The organism is Polynucleobacter sp. 35-46-11 (assembly GCF_002281105.1).
In genome coordinates, this window is the sequence record NZ_NCFJ01000270.1 from 1 (window position 1) to 3,476 (window position 3,476).

5 protein-coding genes are annotated in these 3,476 nt (G+C 47.3%); 1 reads left to right on the plus strand and 4 read right to left on the minus strand.

Annotated elements, in window-relative coordinates:
• The first annotated feature begins 26 nt into the window (after nt 1–26).
• Nucleotides 27–347 carry a type II toxin-antitoxin system PemK/MazF family toxin gene (locus tag B7Y67_RS13280; protein WP_215303806.1) on the plus strand — a complete coding sequence of 107 codons (321 nt, stop codon included), beginning with the start codon at nt 27–29 and terminating at the stop codon, nt 345–347.
• An 8-nt stretch (nt 348–355) separates the two neighbouring features.
• On the opposite strand, the gene B7Y67_RS13285 is transcribed toward B7Y67_RS13280, so the two are convergent.
• From B7Y67_RS13285 to B7Y67_RS13300, 4 genes are all read right to left on the minus strand, one after another.
• Nucleotides 356–1,945 (minus strand): gamma-glutamyltransferase family protein, encoded by a 1,590-nt coding sequence (locus tag B7Y67_RS13285; RefSeq protein ID WP_293599062.1) that lies wholly within the window; start codon nt 1,943–1,945, stop codon nt 356–358.
• Nucleotides 1,946–1,959: 14 nt separating this feature from the next.
• Entirely contained in the window at nt 1,960–2,685 is a 726-nt protein-coding gene (locus tag B7Y67_RS13290) for an LrgB family protein (RefSeq protein WP_293599063.1), read from the minus strand.
• Entirely contained in the window at nt 2,682–3,035 is a 354-nt protein-coding gene (locus tag B7Y67_RS13295; protein ID WP_293599064.1) for a CidA/LrgA family protein, read from the minus strand. The genes B7Y67_RS13290 and B7Y67_RS13295 overlap by 4 nt, the downstream gene beginning before the upstream one ends.
• A gap of 23 nt (nt 3,036–3,058) precedes the next feature.
• Nucleotides 3,059–3,476, minus strand: a 418-nt coding sequence (locus tag B7Y67_RS13300) for a formyltetrahydrofolate deformylase (RefSeq protein ID WP_293599065.1), incomplete at its 5' end; no start/stop codon positions are given.

Below are 3,476 nucleotides of genomic sequence, written 5' to 3' on the forward strand. Positions count from 1 at the left end.
GATGAGGATTGGGTTTGGTAAAAAGTATCGTTTCACGCGGAGATATTTGGTTAATTAATCTAGATCCAACTATGGGAAGTGAGATTAAAAAGACTCGACCATGCGTTGTTGTATCTCCGCAAGAGATGCATGACTTTTTGCGAACCGTGATTATTGCGCCAATGACCACAAAAGGAAGATTAGCATCCTATCGCGTGCCGATTACACACGATGGCAAAAAAGGTTTAGTCCTCTTGGATCAGATTCGCACAATAGATAAGGCCCGCCTAGTCAAAAGATTAGGCGCAGTCAGCAATAAAACATTGGGAGCTAGTCTCGATATATTGCAGGCAACTTTTACGCCGTAGTTGGAAATCTAGAATCCCGCCGCCAATCCATCACGGCGATGATCGCTACCAGCAATATAGGCATCCTTAGTTTCTTCACCGAGCAGTGCAATTGCTTGGGCGCTACCAAAATCCAAGCTATTTGCCGGCATCACGGTCACTTCATGCCCCAGCGCTTTCAAGCCTTCAACTACAGCCATGGGCATAGAAGCTTCTACCGTCAGTTTGCCAAGATCATCAATTCTCCAGCGGGGCGCATCAGAGCAAGCTTGGGGATTGAGATACTCATCAACAAATCTCATGACAAACTGAATATGTCCTTGTGGCTGCATATTGCCACCCATCACACCAAACGCCATAGTAGGTTGATTACCCTTTGTTAAGAATGCAGGAATGATGGAGTGAAAAGGGCGCTTACCTGGCGCTACTTGATTAGGGTGGCCCTCAGTCAGGCTAAAGCTCATGCCGCGGTTATGGAATGCAATACCGCCGGGAGCAACCACTCCGGAACCGAAGCCCTTAAAGTTCGACTGAATATAAGAAATCATCATGCCAGATTCATCTGCAGCACAGAGGTAAACAGTGCCGCCAGCATGAGGATCGCCTGCACCATAGCTACCAGCTTGATTGTGATTAATGAGTGCAGCACGGCTAGCTAAATAATCCCTATCTAACAGGGCGCTTGTTGGCACCTTCATCGAGCTCGCATCAGATACATAGGCATAGGCATCGGCAAAAGCAATGCGCATTGCTTCCACCTGAAGATGAATGCGTTGCGCAGAATTGGCGGGGTATTGTTTGACATTAGCAGCCTGCAAAATACCCAGAGCCATTTGTGCGGCGATGCCCGAGCCATTGGGTGGAATTTCATGGAGGGTGTATTCACCATAATCAAAGGCCAAAGGTTCTACCCATTCAGTTTGATTATTTGCAAAGTCAGTCATAGTGAAGCAACCGCCAGTGCTTTGTGCGAAGTCAACCATGCTTTGCGCTAACCTACCGGTATAAAAAGATTCCCCTTCTGTCTCGGCGATCTCGCGAAGTGTTTTTGCTTGAGCCGGGTAGCGCCATATTTGGCCAGCAACCGGGGCTTTGCCATCGATCAAAAAAGATTCACTAAAGCCCGGTTGATTCTTTAGGATAGGAACTGCTTCGCGCCATTGGCGAGCAATCACCGGTGAAACTGGAAAACCATTCTCTGCATAATCAATTGCGCGCTTAAAGAGTTGCGCAAAAGGCAGCTTACCAAATTTGCGAGATAACTCAATCCATCCTGACACCATGCCTGGTACGGTTACTGTATTCCAGCCAATCAAATCCATTGCAGATTTGCCTGAAAAATAGTCTGGCGTCCATGCTCCTGGTGCGCGACCAGAGGCATTCATGCCATGGAGTTTTTTGCCATCCCAAATTAAGGCGAAACCATCTCCACCGAGACCATTCATGGTGGGCTCAACTACGGTGAGCGTGATTGCAGTTGCTAAAGCCGCATCAACCGCATTGCCACCATGCTGCAGAGCTTCAATACCAGCTTGGGTTGCTAAAGGCTGTGAGCTAGCCACAGCATTCTTAGCTAGCACTGGGGCGCGTGCCCCACTATAAGGAGGAGAAATCAACATAATTTGAAATTTTCTTAATTAAAGATGTGATACAAAATCGGAATAGCTACCGCACTAATTACGCCGTTCATGCCCATAGCGAGGCTGGCATAAGTGCCCGCCTCAGGATGAATGCTAAATGCTCTCGAGGTGCCAATGCCGTGAGCACCAATGCCAATCGCAAACCCACGTTGCCACCATGCTTTCATACCCAAAGCATTGAGAATAAAAGGTGCCAAAATAGCCCCCAGAATTCCGGTGGTGACGGCAAATATAGCGGTGAGGGTTGGGGATACGCTAATACGCTCAGCGATACCCATGGCAATTGGTGCAGTTACCGACTTGGGGTACATGGCACCAGTGATACTGGAATCTGCACCGAATAGTTTGGCGATATTAACGGCGCTGATGATGGATACCAAGCCTCCTGCAACTAAAGACGCCAGTAAAGGCAAGGATCTTCCTTTAAGACTGCTAAGCCCTCTATATATTGGTATTGCTAGTGACACGGTGGCTGAGCCCAATAAGAAGTGAATAAATTGCGCGCCTTCAAAGTAGGTGGAATAGGGCATCTCAATCAATTGAATCATGCTGGCCACCAAGATGATGGCAATAGCTACTGGGTTCGCTAGGGGATTCTGTTTGGTGGCTTTGTAGATTAATAAACCAATTTGATAGGCCGCCAATGTGATGAAGAGTGCAAATAAGGGGCTAGCGGAGAGGTAAACCCAAATCTCTACGATGGAGTGTTTTTCACTCATGATTCAGTGCTTTGAGGTTTTGTACTTAAAAAGCGGACCACAATTGCCGTTGTGGCGATAGTTAAGATAACGCTACCCACTAAGGCACTCACGATGGCCAGTGCATTGGCTTTAAGTTGGGGTAAAAATAGCACCACACCTACTGCAGCCGGCACGAATAAGAGACCTAGGTATTGGCTGAAGCCATCTGCCACCATAGCAAGGTCGTCGTTAATTCCTTTGCGTAGTACTAGCCAAATAATCAGAAGAACTAGGCCAATTACAGGTCCGGGAAGGGTGGGAAGGGCGAATTTGGATATAAGCTCACCCAAGCTTTGGAATAAAAGTATTTGAACAAGGCCGGAGATCATGGGTAAGGCCTCAGAGACTCAACTCAATCCGAGAAGACGACCGAAGTTGCGCCGTTAATTAAGACGCGGTCATGCAAGTAATAGCGAAGAGCACGTGAAAGTACGGTACGTTCCAAATCACGACCTTTACGAACTAAGTCCTCAGGCGTATCACCATGAGTAACGCGAGTGACGTCTTGCTCAATAATCGGACCCTCATCCAAATCGCTGGTAACAAAGTGTGCTGTAGCGCCAATCAACTTAATGCCTCGGGCATGAGCTTGATGGTAAGGCTTAGCACCCTTAAAGCTAGGTAAGAATGAATGGTGAACGTTAATACAGCGGCCAGATAATTTAGTGGACAAGTCATCTGACAGAATTTGCATATAACGCGCCAAAATAACCATATCTACTTTTGAATCGGCAACGATCTCTAAAAGTTTAGCTTCTTGTGCCGGCTTA